The organism is Paenibacillus fonticola DSM 21315, from assembly GCF_000381905.1.
Taxonomy (GTDB): domain Bacteria; phylum Bacillota; class Bacilli; order Paenibacillales; family Paenibacillaceae; genus Fontibacillus; species Fontibacillus fonticola.
On record NZ_KB907247.1, the window covers coordinates 68,798 to 88,204 of the forward strand.

Here is a 19,407-nt window from a genome sequence, read left to right on the forward strand (position 1 = left end):
AGGAGATATGTACAAGGAGGGTGCATGAGACGGCACACGAGGAAATACACAAGACGGCGCACAAAGAAGCACAAGGAGGTACAAACCGGGAGTTAGTCCGTCTTTTTCAGGGCATTCCTGCATAAACTGGGTGGTGAAGCAATTGAAGCGCTGCCTGGAGGGATAGAGAATGCGGATTAGAAGGGGATGGCACAGCCGAAGAAGGGGAAAGCTCAGCAAAGCGAATATTTGGCTCATTGTCTTCATCTTTGTTGTTACAGCCTTCGTGCTGTTTGGCCAGTATGTGGAGCGCAATATGATCGGGCCCATTAAACATCTGGCCCAGATCCGGGTGAAGCAAATCGCCACCGAATCGATCAATGATGCGATTGCGGCCCAAGTGGCCAACCGGGAGCAAATTGACAACCTTATCGATTGGAAGACCGATTCCTCCGGCAAAATTACCGGATTCATGCTCAATTACTCCGCACACATGCAAATTACTTCCGATACGATCCAGACGGTTCGTTCTACGATTGATGAAGTGTCCAGGCTGTCGGAGCATATCCCTCTAGGACAGGCGCTGGGCAGTCCTATTCTGGCTTCCTTTGGCCCCAGTATTCCGATCCGCATCGAGCCGAAGGGCGATGTCAAGGTCGATTTGAATACCCGCCGTCAGGAGGCGGGGATCAACATGATTCTCGTCGAAGTATTTCTGCGGGTGCGTACGGAACTGGCCGTGGTCGTTCCTTTTGACATGGGAGCACAGTCCGTTGAGACGGAAATACCGGTATCTTATATGCTGGTAGTCGGCGATGTGCCTATGTATTACTACGACAGCAAAGGCAACCCTGTCGGGGAGAATGGCGTGAGTGCGCCGAATATTGCTTTGCCTTCTATTCCCGGGACCGGACAACCGAATACCCATAGCGGGAATGAAGTCCAAAGCGAGCATTAAGCAATGATCGCTTATATAGAATTAAGTGAAGCTATCCGGGTTTTATTAGAAAGAAACATAATAAAGTTTTTTTCGCAAAAAGAGTGTCAGCCTGAGGCTTAATGGAACTGTTTAGCAACTACGAGTTCTCTGCTAGAATTGACGGAATCGGTTCAGAAACGAGCCCATCAACTCGTAAAAGGAAGCCTCCGTCATTCAGGAGGCGCGCTTTTTGCTCTTTTTCGCAAGCTCCTCTCTTTCCCACTGCCTGAGAAGCGGATACGGGTTAAAGGCCCATTCACGGCTTCCGGTATCCCGGTAAATGCCATAATGAAGATGGGGTGGGAACCTGCCCTGTGTCCCAGGAGGGCCATAGCCGCTGCTGCCAACCCAGCCTATCGTCTGTCCCGGGATGACCGTATCACCGATATTAATCTTTTTTTCAAAGCCTTGCAGGTGTGCGTAATAATGATAGCGGTTATTTAAATCACGAATTCCGATTCTCCAGCCGCCATAGGGATTCCATCCCTTGGTCTCCACTATCCCATAGCAGACGCTGCGCACAGGCACGCCATACGAAGCGAACAAGTCCGTCCCTTCATGGATCCGCACCCCTCCCCAGCCGCGCCGGTCTCCCCAAGTATCGCGATAAGTATAGGTGCTCTTTACGGGAAGCGGAAAGGCACTGTCGGACAAATCAATGCGTTCAAAGGTGCGGTAAATTTTGGAAAATTGGCGAATGCGCTCTACGGAGGAATCATTTTTATAATAACGCCACAGCGCAATGCGGATATCATCGTCACTGTAGCCGAATGTCAGCAAATAAGCTGCTACCGCATATAGGGCATCCCTGTCATTTTTCGGATCTGCTACTTTGTCCGCCGTAGCGTCTTTGCCTATCCCTCCAAACAGCGCGATCGTAGCGGGATTCGTATCGCCGGAATCAGGGTTGGATGGTCCTGCCCACATCGTTTCTTTAATGCGGATACCTATTAATTTGCTGTTTTTTTCAGAGTTTTGCTGATTTCGGGGAGTAATAGTCCGCTCATACTGATCGATGGCAGCAAGCCAATGCCATGGAATTTGCGTTAGTAATCCAATTTCCTCATATAGACTCCGTCTAAGCTCGTATGAGCTTTTGGGCAAGGAAGTGCCAGGCTTTCCGGGAGCTTCTGCTGCCGGCGCGCCAAAACCGGGTATCATCCAGAACGATGTCAAGATTGCTACGCCAATTAGGCTAGTAAAAAGTTTGCCGGCAAATCTGCTGACGCCTACAAAAATCGACCTCATTTTAGAGATTTCCCTCCTTAAAGTTTACGCCGGTAAAATACTAATACTAACGACGCTTGCTTAGAGTTTGACAAAAGATGTTTTTTTATTCCATTTGTCAAGGGGGTTTTTCCAGCAGATTCATGGTATAATAATGGCGCTATAGCTTATTTTATGAGAAGGAAGGTCTCTATTCTTGTCTAAATTAGCAAAAGAACCGAAGCCGGATTGGATTAGAATCAAGTTGACAACTGGGGATAATTATCAGGAAATCAAAGAGATGATGCGTTCGAAGACATTACATACGGTCTGTGAAGAAGCGCGTTGTCCCAATATATATGAATGCTGGGCAAATCGTACGGCTACATTTATGATACTTGGCGATATATGTACGAGGGCTTGCCGCTTCTGTGCAGTGAATACTGGAATGCCTACGGAGCTGGATCTGCAAGAGCCTGAACGGGTAGCAGAAGCTGCCGAGAAGATGGGCTTGCGTCATTGCGTAGTTACGAGTGTGGCCCGGGATGATTTGAAGGATGGAGGGGCGGCTATATTTGCCGAAACTGTTCGCGCGATTCGGTCGCGGCTGCCGTTATGCAGTGTCGAGGTGCTGATTCCTGATTTTCTCGGCAATGAGGAATCGCTGCGGACGGTCATGAATGCCAAGCCGGATATTCTCAATCATAATATTGAGACGGTGGAGCGTCTTTCCGATCGCGTGCGTGCCAAGGCAAAATACCGCCGTTCATTGGAACTGCTGCAGCGTGCCAAACAGATGCAGCCGGACATCCCTACGAAATCCAGCATTATGCTTGGAGTAGGGGAAGAATGGGCGGAAATATTGCAGGCGATGGATGATCTGCGTGCTGTGGACTGCGATATTTTGACGATCGGTCAGTATTTACAGCCCTCCCCGCAGCATTTAACAGTCGAGAAATACTACCGGCCGGAGCAGTTTGCCGAGTTAAAGGAAGAGGGCATGAAGCGCGGCTTCAGTCACGTGGAATCCGGGCCGCTCGTCCGCAGCTCTTATCATGCTCACGAGCAGGTTAAGTCTGCGAAGAAAAACCAGCAGAGCGTTCCGGCAGAAATTTAAGGCAAGGCAAGAGGGGGATACCGGATGATCCAGATCGGTGGCAGAACATACGAGCTGATTCAAAATTACAAAAATGCTTGGGACGCAGAGGCGTTTAAGCAGCGGTATAGTGAAGTACTGGATCGGTACGACTATATTATAGGAGATTGGGGTTATGAGAAGCTGAGGCTTAAAGGGTTTCTGCGGGATAATCACCCCAAAGTAAACCGGGACACCGCATTTTCGGGGATTACGGATTACATTAACGAATACTGCAATTTCGGCTGCGCTTATTTTGTTCTCCAGAAGACGAAGGAGAATAAGGAGGGCAAGGGCCAGAAGTCTGCATCTTCGCATACAGAGACGGCTTCCGAGTAATCGGAAGCCGTCTTTGTTGTCTAGCGGCCAAGACAGGCTTATTTGACTTTAAGCTTCAAGCTGCCTTGCTGATAGCTCCATTCAATAGCAGGATACTGCTTCTTAAAATCGTGGAGCTCAATATAAGCTTCATCGTTAACCATTTTAACGCTGCCTGCGCTCCGTTTGAACTGCTGCACATTCCCTGCATTTCCGGTTATGGTCAGCACCCCTGTATTCGTTGTCCAGGATGCTTGGCCGTCTACAAGAGCGGCAAGGATCCGGGAGGGAGCGTATACTTTCTTTCCCTCCTGGACGGTGTCGATATAACCGTTGAAAGATACGTTGTTAATCGTAAACTCGGAAGGGCTTCCGGCCACTTCCATATTTTTAAGCCCGATTTGACGCATAGCTGTAATGAGCTGAGCAGCTGAATTGCGGTTGACTTCCACGTCTGGAGTGAGGCCGACATAATTGAAATCCTCTAGCTTCGGCGTGAAATATTTCATGATCGTTAATTTAAGAGACCCGCCGCTGGACAGAGCAAAAATATTTTGAATTCGCGCTTTGCCAAATGTTTGGGAGCCGACTAGAGTCGCTATTCCGTTATCGCGCAGCGCTGCAGCCAATATCTCGGAGGCGCTGGCGGTGGCTTCATTTGTCAGGACCACGACAGGTATGCCGATGGAATTGCCGCCTGTAATTTTAATCTCCTCCAGCTCGCCGCCCTGGCTTTCAGTGTACATGAGCACTCCGTCTTTGATGAACTGCTTGGCGATATTGTGGGCGGATTCAACATAACCTCCCAAGTTGTCGCGCAGGTCGAGAACGAGTGCTTTCATGCCTAATTTGCGAAGCTTGCTCATATGTACAGCGAATTCTTCGTCTGCCTGATCAGAGAAAGTAGAGACGGCGATATATCCGATATCGCCTGAGGAGATCAGACGGCTCGTAACGGCTGGCAAAGAGAAGTGCCCACGGGTTACCTGGTAGGTGAGCTGACTGCTTCCCCGTTTGATGGAAATGCTCACTTTAGTATTTTCCGGCCCCTGGATCAAAAAAATATCCTCAGGACTGCTTACTTTATTTCCATTGATCTTGGTCATAATATCGCCTTTACGCAGCCCGGCAGATTGGGCCGGGGAACTATCCAGAACTTCTGTAATGTATAAATTGTCATTTGCATAACGGATTAATACCCCAATGCCGACATATTCCTGATTAAGCTCATCTTCGAAACCCTGCAGTTCTTCTTCTGTGAAATAATCGGAATAAGGATCATCCAGAGTATAGACCATGCCCCGGATGGCATTCTCGATAAATTCATCTTGCTGGACGCCTTCAATGTTGTTGTCACTTAAATATTGAAGTACCTCGTGAATAATGCCGATATCGTAAAAATCCGCAGCATCGCTCGTGGATTGGGCTGCTTGTACTGCTTGAGGTAAACAAAGAGTGAGGAAAAGGAGAGATAGAGCTGTTTTGTGCCATAATTTTTTCATAATAATAAAAACGTCCTTTGCTATGTAATAACTATATCATACAGGTAAAAAAGGGAAAATTATATAGGAAAACGGATGTTTGTCAGACATCCGTTTAAAAAAAAGCGATTCATTTTTATCCGAGAAAAGCGTTGCGTACACGATCCCAAAAAGGGAAAGGCCGATAGCGGACAAAGCTGATGCTTTGTTTCGAAACTTGACAGCGCACCGAAATGAGATCGCTTATCGGATGATTGATATGATCCAACGTGATCAGCAAATTTTGTTCCTTGCGCGAATAAATGTTGCAGTGATGGTGTTCGGGAAGCACTAAGGATGACCCGATCGTCCGGAACACCCGGTTATTGATCGAAGCGATCTCGGAAATTTGCAATGCTTTGATGGAGGGATGAATGATAGCTCCGCCAAGACTTTTGTTGTATGCCGTACTTCCGGAAGGGGTGGAAATGCAAAAGCCGTCTCCCCGGAACATTTCGAACATCTGGTCATTAATATCCACTTGGGCTACGATCGTTCCATCGACCCCCTTAAGTGTAAATTCATTCAGACAAATATGCGAGGAGGTTCCTGACTTCTTCTGGATCTCCAGCTCAATCAGCGGATAACGAACGATTCGGGGCTTCAATACCGATTCGTCTTTATGCCTGGCAATCATATCCACAAGCTCGGGAATTTCATTGGCTTGCCAGTCGGCGAAAAAACCGAGATGCCCTGTATGTACCCCTACAAACGAGATGGACGGAATACGGTCGATAAACGTATGGAAAGCGTGGAGCATCGTGCCGTCTCCTCCGATAGAAACGACGATGTCCGGTGACTCTGCATCCAACTGAAGACCGTTTTTTGCGGCCAATTGATGGAACTTCTCACTTAATTCCACGGACAATTGATCGCCACGGTCAAGAACGTAGTATCTCAAGATGACAGGCTCCTTTGTATTAGATATCAGAAAGTATAAAATTCGAAGCATGAGCTTCCTGGTATCGCGAGAAAAACTGCCGCTGATCGCGGTTTTCGGGGGAAGTAAATCGGCAGACGTTTGTCATACATCCTCATACATTCTTCGTACATCCTCATATATCCTACTGTTAAGATCATAATCAATTCTGAAACAGAACACAATGTTTCATTTTCCCGCTGCACTTACCGCCGCTTCCCTATTCGCTGAATGAATCGAACGAGAAAAGACAAAATAAGGAGAAGCGTTATTAGGGTTAAAAAGACGAAAAAGCCGCTTGAAATTCCGCTCCAGGATGTAACGGACTCTTCTCTGGCCATGGTCAGCCAAGTGCCGGAGGCCGGCGGGCTCATAAGCGGATTCCATATGACCAGCAGCAGTACGGCCGCCATTATACCGTGAATGAAGCGAGCTGCCAGAAAGGGGACATAGCGCAAGTCCGCACCGTTCAGAATGCTCGCTACCTGAGCGTGCACAGACAGTCCCCCCCAAGATAAAATAAATGCCGCCGCGGCAGCTTTATACATGAGCGGGACAGTGGCCGGAGCGGCGGAGGCTTTGGCGCCAAGCGTTACCTCGAACATTCCGCCCACTAAAGATTCAGCCAAGGCAGGCGGCAGGCCTGCTACGCTCAGGATGGCGTGCACGGCAGAGTACAGCAGAGCCATTAACCCTGAAGCATTTAGCAATTCCAGCATGACAGCGAAAAAAACGACCAGCCCGCCGACGACCGTCATAAGCTGTAATGCGGAGTACACGGCTTGTTTCAGCAGTTCGCCAAGGCTGCGCCCGTCGTTCAGGCGCGCTTCATGCATCGCCTGGAGCGCCAGCTTAATGCTGAACCTTGCTGAGGGTTGAGGGATAGAGGGGCTGCCGCTGAGCTTGTCTTCCTTTGTGCCATAAAAACGCATGAAGCAGCCCAATACAAGGGCGCTTCCGTAATGAGCAAGTGCAAGGACTCCTGCCAGCTTCGAATTGCCAAAGAAGCCGACGGATACTGCGCCAATCAGAAATATCGGGTCGGATGTAGTCGTAAACGCGACGAGCCGCTCGCCTTCCACACGGCTGATAAGCCGCTGTTCACGGAGCTGGGTTGCCAGTTTGGCGCTGACAGGGTAACCCGAGGCAAAGCCCATCGCGGCAACAAAGCCGCCGCTGCCGGGAATACGGAACAAAGGCCTCATAAGAGGATCGAGCAGCTTCCCTAGAAAATGGACAATACCGAAGCCAAGCATTAGCTCGGAGATGACGAAGAAGGGAAACAGGGATGGAAACAACACTTCCCACCAAATGGAAAGCCCCATGACGCCGGCCTCCCATGAAGCTTTAGGATATGTCAGCATCAGGATGCCGAACGCAGCCATGGAAAGCAGCAGGAGCAGCATCGCTAATCGCGTTTTGTTCATGAGAAACGCCTCCACAATCTTCATAGTGGAGTGTATGACATTGTTGGGACAAACAGCACAAAAAAATAAAGAAAGCGATTACAAAATATACTGTATTTTTGAAGCAATTATGTTAGAATAAAAATCATAGATGTATACTTCATGGGGCAAAAATCTCAGATGGATGGAGTGTTGGCTATGAGTTTTGTAGCAGGTGTTCTTGTCTGCGCCTTTGTATATGTTATCCGTGTTTCCCGCGTCCATTCCAATGAAGAGGATTGGCGAAGTTATTAACTATAGCAGCAGGTTGATCCTGTTTTTACGTAAGAGCTCCGGTAGGAGCTTTTATTTTTTTTTGCTATAATTGATACAGAGTTAAAAAATACAATGTGAAAGTTGGAGAGGATCTCGTGAATCCAAGTTTAAGCATTTATGATAACCTGGGCGGAGAGAAGGTCATCCGGCGGCTTGTGGAAACTTTTTATCCTAAAGTCCAAGCTGATCCTCTGCTCGGTCCGTTGTTCCCCGAAGATATCGATCCGGTGATGGAGAAGCAGTATATGTTTTTGTCCCAATTTTTTGGCGGACCCTCTTTGTATTCGGATACTTTTGGACATCCGATGATGAGAGCGAGACATCTTCCTTTTCCGGTCACACGCGAAAGGGCCGAAGCGTGGCTGGCCTGTATGACTGAAGCATTGGAGGAGATTGGAGTTGAAGATGCGCTAAGGGACTTTGTCATTGCACGATTGTCTGGTCCTGCTTTTCATTTCGTGAATACGCCTTGATTGAGGATGATGCGCCATATGGCAGCGATAGAAAGGAAGTTATCGTGTGGAAATGCAACCATTATACAATATCAAGATCAACTGCGCTTATTGTGAAAATGAGTTTTCCACGTCACGGGTACGGCCAAGCCTTAAACGGGCCATCCGGACGGACAGCGATTTTTGCGGATACTACCGGGAGTTGAACCCCGATTATTACGTGGTAAGAATTTGCCCGTCCTGCGGGTTTGCCTCGACGGAAAATTCGAATGACCGGTTGACGGAACGCCAGCGTAATGAATTTGCAAAGCATATCGGCAGCCGCTTTGTAAAGCGCGATTATGGAGGTTCAAGAGACTGGGACAACGCGCTTGAGACGTACAAGCTCGCCCTGCTTTGCGCGCAGACGATCGGCGAGAAGGAGAGAATTATCGCTAGTCTGCTGCATCATATTGCCTGGTTGTACCGCTATAAGGAAGATCATGAGCAGGAGCAGCGTTTTTTAAAGCATGCGCTGAATTCGTACATAAAAGTGTATGAGAATGAAGGTGCCGGGGATAATGATGCCCGTCTTATGTATTTGATCGGCGAATTAAACCGGCGGGTTGGTGCATATAATGAAGCTGTCAAATGGTTCTCCAGAGTTATTAATGACAAGCGGATTATGGATGCAGCCATGATTCGCGCTTGCCGGGAGCAGTGGGCGCTGCTTCGTGAGGAAATGCAGGCGAAAGGTGAGGAATTGACGGAAGAGGTACAGGGTTAAATCCCGATATGTTTATCATTCACGTGTTAAGTTCAGAAGAGGCTGTCCATTAGAACGGCCTCTTCTGAGACTGCTGGATTGCAAAATTTATCTCTGCAACGCTGAATCCGTCGGCAGAAAGTTATCCGCGCAGCGTTCGTATTGCGTGCTCAAATCCGCCAGCAGATAAATGATCAGAGCACGATCGTAACAGTCGGCAGTAAATTTATCTGCGGATGTTCGTGTCCGTCAACAGGTAATCCTGATCGCTATCCAGCACGGTAAGCTTGTTTTTACAACATGGAAAAACAAGCAGTTTCTTCTTGCCTTCGCGAACGCTTTGCACTTCGCCGGGCTTCATGGACAGGAGAACATTTTCCTGCCCGCAAAAAGGACACTTTGGCGCGTAAACATCGCCCATAACAATATCATAAGGAAGCGATTTTTCAAAAGGAATCATGAGGACGTATCCTCTTCATTCGAAGGCGAGTGCTCTGCCGTTGGATCCTTCGCTTCTTCTTTAGCGATTTCCGCAATTTTCTGCAGTAAAATATGTTGCGGCATATGCATAAGGTGCTCAAGGGGCACCTTTAGTTTTTGGGCCAGCTTTATGGCAGTATCCGGTGAGACTTGCAGTGGTTTCATATGATCCCCTCCTGTTGATCTGGTTTCTATAATATACACTTTTAACACCAATTGCATCAACAATGGAAAAAGGAAAGGATGCGTATTTAATGACACAATTAACAGATCCGGTACAAATAACTTGGGAACTGGAATCTATTTTTCCAGGAGGCTCCTCTTCAGATAAGTTTGATAAATTTCTCAGCCAATTGGAAGAGGATATTGCAGCGATGCACCAGGATTTACAGGAACGGAACGCACCTCTGGCTTTGGAAGAGACTGCTCACCTCGATAAGCTTATTGACGGATTGCAAAACGCAGCTGGAAAAATTATCGAAGCGGACAGCTTTGTCGCTTGCTTAACGGCTCAAAATCAGCATGATAAAAAAGCTGTGCAGCTCTCCGGGAAAGTAACTACGATCCGTGCGGCTTATGAAAATACGATGACATTATTTCAAAATGTGCTGCGCAATACGGAAGATGATTTGTGGGAAGCCTGGATGGCTCGCGGTGAAATTGCTCCAATCTCCTACGTGCTCAGCGAGAAGCGTGAAATTGCCCGGGAGAAGCTGGCGCCAGAGTTGGAGAGCTTGGCGTCCGATCTTGCTATTGACGGCTATCATGGCTGGGGACAGCATTATGATACGATCGTGTCAAAGGTGGCCGTTCCTTTTAAAGAAGGAGACGGCAAACTGGCATCATTATCTGTAGGCCAGGCCGCGAACAAGCTGAATGACGACGACCGGGCAGTTCGTGAAGCGACGTTTGCAAACTGGGAGCGGGCGTGGAGCGGGGTTGCTGATTACTGTGCAGATACGCTGAATCGGCTGGCGGGCTTCCGGCTTAAGCTTTATGAAAGAAGAGGCTGGGATGACATTCTCAAGGAGCCGCTGATGATCAACCGGATGTCTCGTGAAACGCTGGACATGATGTGGCGGGTCATTGAGGAAAATAAACCAGTCTTCGTCAAATATATGAACCGGAAGGCCGAACTGATGGGATTGGATCAGCTAAGCTGGAGCGATGTGGATGCTCCGCTCGGGCAATCCGCAGGCAAAATTTCTTACGAGGACGCTGCGAATGAGATTGTAAAGCAGTTCCGCAGCTTTAGTCCAAAGCTGGCCGAGTTTTCGGTAGAGGCTTTCAACCGGCGCTGGATTGAAGCGGAGGACCGTCCAGGCAAACGTCCAGGAGGCTTCTGTACCTCGCTGCCGGTAAGCAAGCAGACGCGAATCTTTATGACGTATGGCGGAACGGTATCTAACGTATCTACGCTGGCACATGAGCTAGGACACGCCTATCACCAATATTTGATGGAAGAATTGCCGCAATTCAATCAGGACTATGCGATGAATGTCGCGGAGACGGCTTCAACCTTTGCGGAAATGATTGTGGCGGACGCGCTCGTGAAGAACGCAGCGGACGAGAAGCTGAAGCTGAGCCTGCTGGCGGACAAAATCGGCAGCAGTATCAGTTTCTTTATGAATATTCACGCTCGCTTCCTGTTCGAAACCCGGTTCTACGAGAAGAGAAAGCAGGGCGTACTGAGTGCGGATGAATTGTCTGCTTTGATGGAAGAAGCACAGCGTGAGGCCTATCATGGCGCACTGGCTTCTTATCACCCTCATTTCTGGGCTTCCAAGCTGCACTTCTATATTACGGACGTACCGTTCTATAACTTCCCTTATACGTTCGGCTACATGTTCAGTACAGGACTGTATGCAAGGGCGCAGCGTGAGGGAGAGAGATTCGCGGCAAAATATGATGCTTTGCTGCAGGATACGGGACGAATGACCGTGGAGGAGCTCGCGAGCAAGCATCTTGACGTCGATTTGACGAAGCCGGATTTTTGGCGTGAAGCGATGTCTGTCGCAGTAGCGGATGTACAATTGTTCCTGGAGCTGACGCAGTAAGCAGTGGGATTCGGCAGAATAATTTTATTGACCGTCTAGTTGACCATCTAGTTGACTGCTAATTTGATCGTCAGTTGATCGGCATTTGATCGTCTTTGGGTAAAAAGAACTAATTTTCACTGCCCGGTTCGATTTCAAATTGGTGGTACATGCAAATTATGTCACGCAGGCGACTTGTTTGAAAAGTATTGCACGGCGGAGGGAGACGCATAGTTCTACTCTGCCGTACAATACAAAACAGCTCCAGAAAGCTTGATTTTACAAGGAGAAATCATTGTCGTAAAAGTATATATTTTGGCGAATAATAAGTTTTGCAGATGTTGAAAATATTATAGATGTAGTAATAAATAACCATTTTTGTTTTATATTGTTGATAGGTGAATGATATTGGAATATAATGAGTCGTAAGCCCTATATAGGGACTCATATGGGAAGGGAGGGTGGATATGCTGAAGACGGACCAGCTTTCACTTGCCAGGCAGGTTGATATGGTGTTTAAGGAGCTTGAAGTAGAACTATCCGGCATGACGTCGGGAACTGTATTCATTCAAATTCGCAACAATGCCATTGGAAAATTCGGTATCCGCCATAATCCGATAGCAGGTCGTAACGGACAGTTGTCTGAGGAGGATAGAGGATTATCGCATCAGCAATTGAAATCGTTCAAAGCGATGGCCATCGAAGCGCTGAAATTCAAACGTTATTGGACGCATGGCGAGATTAGCTACGAATTTGCCTTACGGCAGGAGACCATCATAGTTGATGCTATTTTGGAGTCTAATTACAATATGGCGAATTTGATGATACAACGCTATTCACGGAAGGATTCAGCCAGTACATATCATGATATTTCATAATTTTATAACAAAAGACAGGCGACCTGCTTTTGGCAGACCGCCTGTCCACTTATCGTTTAGAAAATCGAAGTTACTGGTTAGAACGACCCGACAATTGCTGCTCCGCTATTTGAACTAGACGTTTAGTAATGTACCCCCCGAGAGAACCTGTTTCGCGGGAAGTATAGTTACCGTAGTAACCGTCTTGTGGAATTTGAACGCCCAGCTCTTGTGCAGCTTCATATTTCAGCTGCTGCAATGCAGCGTTCGCTTGAGGAACGACAAGGTTGTTGGAACGGCTTCCATTTGCCATGTTTGTCACCTCCTTTGCCTTTGTGAAGTTAGTATGGATTTTGTGAGCTAAAATATGCAGTCTTATTTCCTTCTATATGATTGGTAATTATTGCATTGCAAAATTAATGAAATTCTGCGCAACAGAGCGGAATTTTAACTTATATATCGCAAAAAAATATCGCAATAAACAATGTAACATCTACGAAAACAACCACGTGAACAACCACGAAAACAACCACGAAAACAAACGCGCAAACAAACGCGCAAACAACCATGTGAACCAACACGCAGAACAACGACGACGAAAACAACCGCGGAATCAACACCAGAACAACGACGACGAAAACCGACCATGCAAACCAACAACGTAACCGAGAACGTAACCAACAACGTAACAAACAACGTGAAAAAGACGCAAAACACCACGCAAAAGAACACAAAAAAAGCAACTCTCAAAAGAGAATTGCTCGCTAAACTTATTTGCAGCCATTTACTGTACTGATCATGTTGACAGTAACCACGCTGGTAGTGATTTGCTGTACTGATCATGTTGACAGTAACCATGCTGGTAGTGATTTGCTGTACTGATCATGCTGACAGTAATCATACTGGTAGTGATTTGCTGTACTGATCATGCCGACAATGATCAATGCGGTAGTAATCTGCTGCACTGACCATGCCGACACATATCCATTCCTTAGGTTGTTTGCGGATAAATCATTTTCAGCTGTAAATTCAGCTCTAACGACTGTCCAGGCTGCAGTTCAATAAGTCCCGTCAACTCGTTGGCCAAGCCTGAGTTAGGGGCATCTGGAAGCCATGTGTACGGTTCGATGCACAGAAACTGCTCAGCCTCTCCCTTTGTATACAGCACCCAATGCTTGAAATAGGCTTGGTCAGCGGAGTAGACAAGGCCGTAACCGTCATCGTGGAGCAACGTTGCCTGTGCAGGATGATCTCCGATTTGCAGCATCGTATCAAAGTTCCTGCCTTGCATGTTCAGGCCTGTGTTTAATTGTTCAAGCTCTCCAAGTGGTGCAATTTCACCGGTAGTGATCAGCTCTTCGTCCAGCTTATACATTCCGGTGACTGGGAGTGTAAGCGTCCATTTGCTTGGCTCGCCGTCCAACAGAAACCAGGTGTGCAGACCAAGACCGAAAGGGGCGGGACGATCACCGAGATGACTGATCTTGAACGTTTGGCTAAGTTCGGCTCCCTGGAGACGTAAAGTCATTTCAATCTTCAGCGGTTCAGGATATTGCCGGATCCAGTTTGGATCCTCTGAAGTGACGAACTCCGTTGTAATTGTACAACCCTCATCATCTTCTTCAATATCGCTGACACACCAGGCCTGCGTCCGGTGAAGTCCGTGGATATGGTTGTCGTTAGCTGTATTGCGGTCAAACAGATATTCTTGTCCGGCATAAGTAAATTGGCCTCTGCGAATCCGCCCAGGCGGAATGAGCAGGGGAATTCCAAAGTGGTAAGGCTTCTGCAGGTAGAAATCGAGCTCGCTTTCTTCAGGGCTGCGAAGTACATCGCGTTGCTGGATATGATCCCGTATGGCGATCACATTATTGCCTAGGCGGGGCAGCAGCGTGACATCAAGTTCACGGCTATGTAACGTATAAGTATCGTAACCGTTCCATTGCCCTTTGGTCACTTTTTTCATATCGATGCTCCTTTTCCCACTAAATAATCGAAAATGAATAACTAGACATATCATAACACTTTTTCTTAGGGACGAAAAACGTAAGTTGACATAGCAATTCGCTGCCAGGTATGATTGGACATATAAATTTAACAAAAATGAATGCGATGACAGGGATAAGTAAGCGAAGCGGACTTCTGCTGCAGAAAGCTGGTGGTTGATGCGAACCAGTGAAGTTGCTTAGGCCGAATGGACCCTGGAGCGCCGAGCCTAACAGATAGACCAGGATCTATCTTAGTATGCCGGCCGGCCGGTTCCACGTTACGGAGCATAAAGGCTAGATGACAGTGTTTACGAAAATACCGTGCAATCTGGGCGAATAAGGGTGGCACCACGGTCTCACGTCCCTTTCGGGCGTGGGATTTTTTTGCGTTACCTTGCATTTTTTTGCGTTACTTTGCATTGGTGTATCGATAGTTGTTGGGTTGTCGCGTTGTTGCATCACCTGCTATGTTAGTGCTTGTTGTATGATTTTTCATACACATGCCAGGATCTGGCCGCTAAGCGAGTGTTTGTGTATGATTTTTCATATACAATGCCATCATCTGGCCGCTAAGCGAGTGCTTGTGTATGATTTTTCATATACAATGCCATCATCTGGCCGCTAAGCGAGTGTTTGTGTATGATTTTTCAAACACAATGCCATCATCTGGCCGCTAAGCGAGTGCTTGTGTATGATTTTTCAAACACAATGCCATCATCTGGCCGCTAAGCGAGTGGATTATGTATGATTTTTCAAACACAATGCCATCATCTGGCCGCTAAGCGAGTGCTTGTGTATGATTTTTCAAACACAATGCCATCATCTGGCCGCTAAGCGAGTGTTTGTGTATGATTTTTCAAACACAATGCCATCATCTGGCCGCTAAGTGAGTGTTTGTGTATGATTTTTCATACACAATGCCAGCATCCGGCCCTATGTGAGTGATTATGTATGATTTTTCATATACAATGCCAGCATCCGGCCCTATGTGAGTGATTATGTATGATTTCTCATACAAATTCACGCTCACTACACGCTGGACTGATCGACTGTTTAGCTTAGCGGCAGTTGACGACGATCGGCTTCTTAGCTTAGCAGCAGACGATCGGACGTCCGGATCGTCACAGCGCGCAAAGAGCAGGTAATAAGCCTGCGGCGTGCTTACATCGGCATTTCCAGCAGCGGATACCAGTTTTGCCCGGTTTACATTAAGTTAAGGCTTATTCGCAAAGGCTTATTCGCAGAATTCAAAGCTGCGAAAATTTCGCTACTAAGCAAAAAGTTGCCTTACTAAACAAGAAATAAGCAGGAAAATTTACGTTACTAAGCAAAGCGAGCTGCGCAAATGTAGTTACTAAGCAAAGCGAGCTGCGCAAACTGCGCAAATAAAGTTACTAAGCAAGCAAAGCTTAATCCATCTCTAAAAAGCAAGCAAAGCTTAATCAATGTCTAAAAAAATCAGGAGGATGATAATTATGAAAAAAGTTCTTTCCGGCATCCAGCCTAGCGGTAAATTAACGTTAGGAAATTATATCGGTGCCCTTAGAAATTTCGTCAAGCTGCAGCATGATTATGCGTGTAATTTTATGGTGGTCGATCTGCACGCTATTACCGTGTCCCAGGAGCCTGCAGCTTTGCGGGAGCAATCTGAAGCGGTTGCCGCATTGTTCGTAGCTGCTGGTATCGATCCGTCTAAGGCCAACGTGTACATGCAGTCCCATGTGCTTCAGCATGCGCAATTGGGCTGGATCCTGACAACGCTCACCTCCATGGGCGAGCTTGAGCGAATGACTCAATTTAAGGACAAGGCTGAAGGCAAGGAGTCGGTAGGTGCGGGACTCTTCGTCTACCCCTCTTTAATGGCAGCGGATATTCTTGTATATAATGCTGACTTGGTGCCCGTAGGCGAGGACCAGAAGCAGCATTTGGAGCTGACCCGCGATTTAGCCGGACGATTTAATTCCCGCTACGGGGAATACTTTACGATCCCCGAGCCTTATATTCCAGAGGTCGGAGCTCGTATTATGTCGCTGGATGATGCTTCTAAGAAGATGAGCAAGAGCAATCCCAACCCGGGAAGCTACATCTCCCTTCTGGATACGCCGGCAGATATCCGTAAGAAGATTAGCCGCGCGACGACAGATTCAGGCAGTGAAGTAAGATTTGATCCGGTGAACAAGCCGGAAGTAAGCAACCTGATTACGATTTACAGCCAGTGTGCGGAAATTTCTGTGAATGAAGTAGAACGGCTGTATGAAGGCAAAATGTACGGAGCATTCAAAAAGGATTTAGCCGAGGTTGTCTTGGGAGTCATTGAGCCTTTGCAGCAGCGATACCGGGAAATCCGCGAGTCGGGCGAAATATTCGATATTTTGTCCCTGGGGGCAGAGAGAGCGGCCGAGACGGCGGAGCAAACACTTGCCGATGTTCAACGGATGATGGGGTTTATAACCAAATAAGCTGCTGAATATAACTGAATAAATTAGTGAATAAGTTTGGAAGCCCGGGATAAGGAAATCCGGGTTTTCTTCTTGTCGTCACTGAATTGTCATAATAACTTGGTCAATATGTAACGATTGTCAGAGACTTCGTGGATTTGATATGATAAAGTTTATAGCGAGAAAGCTTTTATTTCGAAAATTAATTAAAATTTATATATATTTTAGCATAGGAGGAAGATATAACGCATGGAAAAACCACTAAGCTACTCTGCTCCTACGGATTCCGCTGCGTTGTCCGTGAGACCAACTCCTCCGGGAGAAACGGCAACTTGGAAAGATTTTATCGCCTTGACGAAGCCGGGCATTATCCGCTCTAACGTAATTGCGGTATTTGCCGGGTTTTGGCTGGCTTCACAATGGGATTTACAATTCGGCAAAATGATCTGGACGATACTTGGGGCCGTTCTTGTCATGGCGTCGTCCTGCGTGTTTAACAACTATTTCGATCGTGATTTCGATATGAAGATGGAGCGTACAAAGAAGCGCGCCCTGCCTACAGGCAGGCTGTCGCCGCGCATCGTATTATGGTACGCGATTATTCTCGGCATACTTGGATTGGTCTCGCTTTTCAGTTTTTCCGGTCTGCTGGCAGGTATATTTGGCATAGTGGGCATGTTCGTGTATGTCGTTGTATATACGCTATGGCTAAAGCGTACGTCCACCTGGAGCACTTCCGTCGGAGCGATTTCTGGCGCGATGCCTCCGGTTATCGGCTATGTTGCGGTCACCGGCAAGGTTGATTTGGGCGCATGGCTGTTATTTGCCCTGCTGTTTTTGTGGCAGCCGCCGCATTTCTGGGCCCTTGGGATCCGGCGCGTAGAAGAGTACCGGGCAGCAGGTTACCCTCTGCTTCCGGTCGTTAAAGGTATTCCGAGAACGAAGCTGCAGATGATTCCTTATTTGGTATTGCTGCTTCCGATCCCCGTATTAATGTATGTTTACGGCTACACCGGAATGTGGTTCCTTATTATCGGCGAGGCATTGTCCTTGGTTTGGCTGTACATGGCGCTTAAAGGCATTCGCTCGCAAAACAATGATACATGGGCCAAAAAGGTATTTATTTTCTCTGTTAACTATTTGACCATTAGTCTCATCGTTATGATTCTGGATACGGTTAGAATTTAAATGAAGCATTGCCGTAAGGGGAGCCGAGGCCAAATACTGGACGGATACCGCGACGGATGCTACCGGATGCTTGTATGGAGGAACTGTAAATGACCTTGTTAAAAAAATATAAATGGACTTGGTTGATGCTGGCCATTTGCGTAGTGCTCGCGGGATATTTGCTGAAGGATTCCTTTGTGAAACCGAAGCTTCCCGTCATTGGCCAAGTCTCAGCATTTTCCCTGGAAAATCTCGACGGCAGCAACGTTACTTTAGAAGACACCAACGGGAAAGTCAGATTGTTCTATTTCTTTTTCTCCAATTGCCCGGATGTGTGTCCAGTTACGACTTTAAGACTCTCCCAGGTTCAAGATGAACTGAAAGAGAAAGGTCTGTTCGGTGAGGACGCCTCGATCGTATCGATTACTTTTGATCCAGAGAGAGATACGAAGGAGCGGCTTAAAGAGTTTGGCGATAAATTTAAAGCGGATTATGCTGGCTGGTACTTCCTTAGGGGGGATCAGGGGCAGATCATTGATCTGGCGATGAATTCTTTTAAAATATTGGTGAACCAGGATAAGGACGGCAATTTCGTCCATATGGATCTTATTGGGCTCGTTGACCGCAAAGGGAACATTCGTGAAATGTACCGGCCTGAAGCAACGGCTCAGGAGATCGCCGAAGGCGTCGCGGCTTTGGCCAAAGAAAAGAAGTAAGAGCCGTTTAGTTCAGATGATGAAATGAAGCCGGGTGGGGGTAGATGATGTAATCCTCCAGCCCGGCTTTTTCCAATTGAGCGATGAGGTACTCATCCGGCGTTCCCTCGACCCCGGCATATCCGCGCCGTGTGTACATTTGGACCGCATCAGGGAAAGCATCCCGAAGTACTCCGCGGATTCGCTTGCCGGAAGCATCATTGTCCATAAATAGAAATACTTCCTGATCTTTGACCTGTTTCCGCAGTGCTTCCAATTTTAATGAATTTAATGTCCCAAAGGTACAGAGAATTTTTATTTCCTCATCCAACAGACGACGGAGCTTGCTTCGGTCATTTTTACCCTCAACAATGATGTAGATAGACAATGGGATCACCTCGGGCCGAATGTTATTGAAATGGTATGCCTCTAGTGTATACCGCAAGCCTTTTAAGTGCAAAAAAGAACACAAGCAGAAGGGACTCTCCCGAGTAGTTAAAGACTACTTTTGGAACAGTCCCATTTTGTTTAAGCTTAGTTTACAAATATGTCATTTGAATTTTAGTAAAGAGGAGCGCGGAGAATGATCACCAATAAAATGTAAAGTACAAGGATTGTACCTGTTGACGTCCAGAAACCACCGATTGGTTTATGTCCGCAATGACCGATATGTCCCATCTGCTTCACCTCGCTTTCCATTTAATTGGTGGCTACACGTTTATAATATGTACAGCTGGTAATATTGCGCTGTGTCACTGCCTAAAGCGGGGAA

General features: G+C 47.2%; 20 protein-coding genes. 10 read left to right on the top strand and 10 right to left on the bottom strand.

Features of this window, described 5'->3' with window-relative positions:
* Positions 1 to 169: 169 nt before the first annotated feature.
* On the top strand, positions 170 to 937 hold the full coding sequence (yunB, locus tag G358_RS29395; RefSeq protein WP_019635861.1) for a sporulation protein YunB: 768 nt from the start codon (positions 170 to 172) through the stop codon (positions 935 to 937).
* A 195-nt stretch (positions 938 to 1,132) separates the two neighbouring features.
* Here the strand turns inward: yunB and G358_RS0103770 are convergent, their stop codons facing one another.
* The gene (locus G358_RS0103770; protein WP_019635862.1) at positions 1,133 to 2,206 is read right to left on the bottom strand and encodes a M23 family metallopeptidase; all 1,074 of its coding nucleotides are present in this window, start codon (positions 2,204 to 2,206) and stop codon (positions 1,133 to 1,135) included.
* Positions 2,207 to 2,381: 175 nt separating this feature from the next.
* Between G358_RS0103770 and lipA the strand changes: the two genes are divergently transcribed.
* On the top strand, positions 2,382 to 3,281 hold the full coding sequence (lipA, locus tag G358_RS0103775; protein ID WP_019635863.1) for a lipoyl synthase: 900 nt from the start codon (positions 2,382 to 2,384) through the stop codon (positions 3,279 to 3,281).
* A gap of 24 nt (positions 3,282 to 3,305) precedes the next feature.
* Positions 3,306 to 3,638 (top strand): YutD family protein, encoded by a 333-nt coding sequence (locus G358_RS29400; protein ID WP_019635864.1) that lies wholly within the window; start codon positions 3,306 to 3,308, stop codon positions 3,636 to 3,638.
* A gap of 38 nt (positions 3,639 to 3,676) precedes the next feature.
* Here G358_RS29400 and G358_RS0103785 read toward each other — a convergent pair whose 3' ends face one another.
* The 3 genes from G358_RS0103785 to ylbJ all read right to left on the bottom strand — a co-directional run bounded on the left by G358_RS0103785 (position 3,677) and on the right by ylbJ (position 7,483).
* Positions 3,677 to 5,119, bottom strand: a complete 1,443-nt coding sequence (locus G358_RS0103785; RefSeq protein ID WP_019635865.1) for a S41 family peptidase — start codon at positions 5,117 to 5,119, stop codon at positions 3,677 to 3,679.
* Positions 5,120 to 5,234: 115 nt separating this feature from the next.
* Entirely contained in the window at positions 5,235 to 6,038 is an 804-nt protein-coding gene (locus tag G358_RS0103790; protein WP_019635866.1) for an NAD kinase, read from the bottom strand.
* 224 nt (positions 6,039 to 6,262) lie between these two features.
* Positions 6,263 to 7,483 carry a sporulation integral membrane protein YlbJ gene (ylbJ, locus tag G358_RS0103795; RefSeq protein WP_019635867.1) on the bottom strand — a complete coding sequence of 407 codons (1,221 nt, stop codon included), beginning with the start codon at positions 7,481 to 7,483 and terminating at the stop codon, positions 6,263 to 6,265.
* Between the two features lie 389 nt (positions 7,484 to 7,872).
* On the opposite strand from ylbJ, the gene G358_RS0103800 reads away from it, so the two are divergent.
* Both G358_RS0103800 and G358_RS0103805 read left to right on the top strand, forming a co-directional pair.
* The gene (locus G358_RS0103800) at positions 7,873 to 8,250 is read left to right on the top strand and encodes a globin domain-containing protein (protein ID WP_019635868.1); all 378 of its coding nucleotides are present in this window, start codon (positions 7,873 to 7,875) and stop codon (positions 8,248 to 8,250) included.
* Between the two features lie 46 nt (positions 8,251 to 8,296).
* Complete coding sequence (locus tag G358_RS0103805; protein ID WP_019635869.1) at positions 8,297 to 8,995, top strand: DUF2225 domain-containing protein; 699 nt, start codon at positions 8,297 to 8,299, stop codon at positions 8,993 to 8,995.
* A 205-nt stretch (positions 8,996 to 9,200) separates the two neighbouring features.
* Here the strand turns inward: G358_RS0103805 and G358_RS0103810 are convergent, their stop codons facing one another.
* Together G358_RS0103810 and G358_RS0103815 are read right to left on the bottom strand one after the other, a co-directional pair.
* Entirely contained in the window at positions 9,201 to 9,434 is a 234-nt protein-coding gene (locus G358_RS0103810; RefSeq protein WP_019635870.1) for a hypothetical protein, read from the bottom strand.
* On the bottom strand, positions 9,431 to 9,619 hold the full coding sequence (locus G358_RS0103815) for a YycC family protein (protein WP_019635871.1): 189 nt from the start codon (positions 9,617 to 9,619) through the stop codon (positions 9,431 to 9,433). Before G358_RS0103815 ends, G358_RS0103810 begins: the two co-directional genes overlap by 4 nt.
* An 89-nt stretch (positions 9,620 to 9,708) precedes the next feature.
* On the opposite strand from G358_RS0103815, the gene G358_RS0103820 reads away from it, so the two are divergent.
* Positions 9,709 to 11,511 carry a M3 family oligoendopeptidase gene (locus tag G358_RS0103820; protein WP_019635872.1) on the top strand — a complete coding sequence of 601 codons (1,803 nt, stop codon included), beginning with the start codon at positions 9,709 to 9,711 and terminating at the stop codon, positions 11,509 to 11,511.
* 446 nt (positions 11,512 to 11,957) lie between these two features.
* Positions 11,958 to 12,368, top strand: a complete 411-nt coding sequence (locus tag G358_RS0103825; RefSeq protein ID WP_019635873.1) for a hypothetical protein — start codon at positions 11,958 to 11,960, stop codon at positions 12,366 to 12,368.
* A 70-nt stretch (positions 12,369 to 12,438) separates the two neighbouring features.
* On the opposite strand, the gene G358_RS0103830 is transcribed toward G358_RS0103825, so the two are convergent.
* Together G358_RS0103830 and G358_RS0103835 are read right to left on the bottom strand one after the other, a co-directional pair.
* A complete protein-coding gene (locus G358_RS0103830; protein WP_019635874.1) occupies positions 12,439 to 12,660 on the bottom strand; it encodes an alpha/beta-type small acid-soluble spore protein in 222 nt (73 codons plus the stop codon).
* Positions 12,661 to 13,338: 678 nt separating this feature from the next.
* Positions 13,339 to 14,313 carry an aldose 1-epimerase gene (locus tag G358_RS0103835; RefSeq protein WP_019635875.1) on the bottom strand — a complete coding sequence of 325 codons (975 nt, stop codon included), beginning with the start codon at positions 14,311 to 14,313 and terminating at the stop codon, positions 13,339 to 13,341.
* 1,497 nt (positions 14,314 to 15,810) lie between these two features.
* Between G358_RS0103835 and trpS the strand changes: the two genes are divergently transcribed.
* The 3 genes from trpS to G358_RS0103850 all read left to right on the top strand — a co-directional run bounded on the left by trpS (position 15,811) and on the right by G358_RS0103850 (position 18,656).
* Positions 15,811 to 16,794 (top strand): tryptophan--tRNA ligase, encoded by a 984-nt coding sequence (gene trpS / locus G358_RS0103840; protein ID WP_019635876.1) that lies wholly within the window; start codon positions 15,811 to 15,813, stop codon positions 16,792 to 16,794.
* Positions 16,795 to 17,022: 228 nt separating this feature from the next.
* On the top strand, positions 17,023 to 17,961 hold the full coding sequence (gene cyoE / locus G358_RS0103845) for a heme o synthase (protein WP_019635877.1): 939 nt from the start codon (positions 17,023 to 17,025) through the stop codon (positions 17,959 to 17,961).
* Positions 17,962 to 18,050: 89 nt separating this feature from the next.
* Positions 18,051 to 18,656, top strand: coding sequence for an SCO family protein (locus G358_RS0103850; RefSeq protein ID WP_019635878.1), 606 nt, complete (start codon positions 18,051 to 18,053; stop codon positions 18,654 to 18,656).
* Positions 18,657 to 18,663: 7 nt separating this feature from the next.
* Here G358_RS0103850 and G358_RS0103855 read toward each other — a convergent pair whose 3' ends face one another.
* Both G358_RS0103855 and G358_RS33790 read right to left on the bottom strand, forming a co-directional pair.
* Entirely contained in the window at positions 18,664 to 19,023 is a 360-nt protein-coding gene (locus G358_RS0103855) for a toprim domain-containing protein (RefSeq protein WP_026342041.1), read from the bottom strand.
* Positions 19,024 to 19,196: 173 nt separating this feature from the next.
* A complete protein-coding gene (locus tag G358_RS33790) occupies positions 19,197 to 19,313 on the bottom strand; it encodes a sporulation protein YjcZ (RefSeq protein ID WP_240479929.1) in 117 nt (38 codons plus the stop codon).
* Between the last annotated feature and the right edge of the window lie 94 nt (positions 19,314 to 19,407).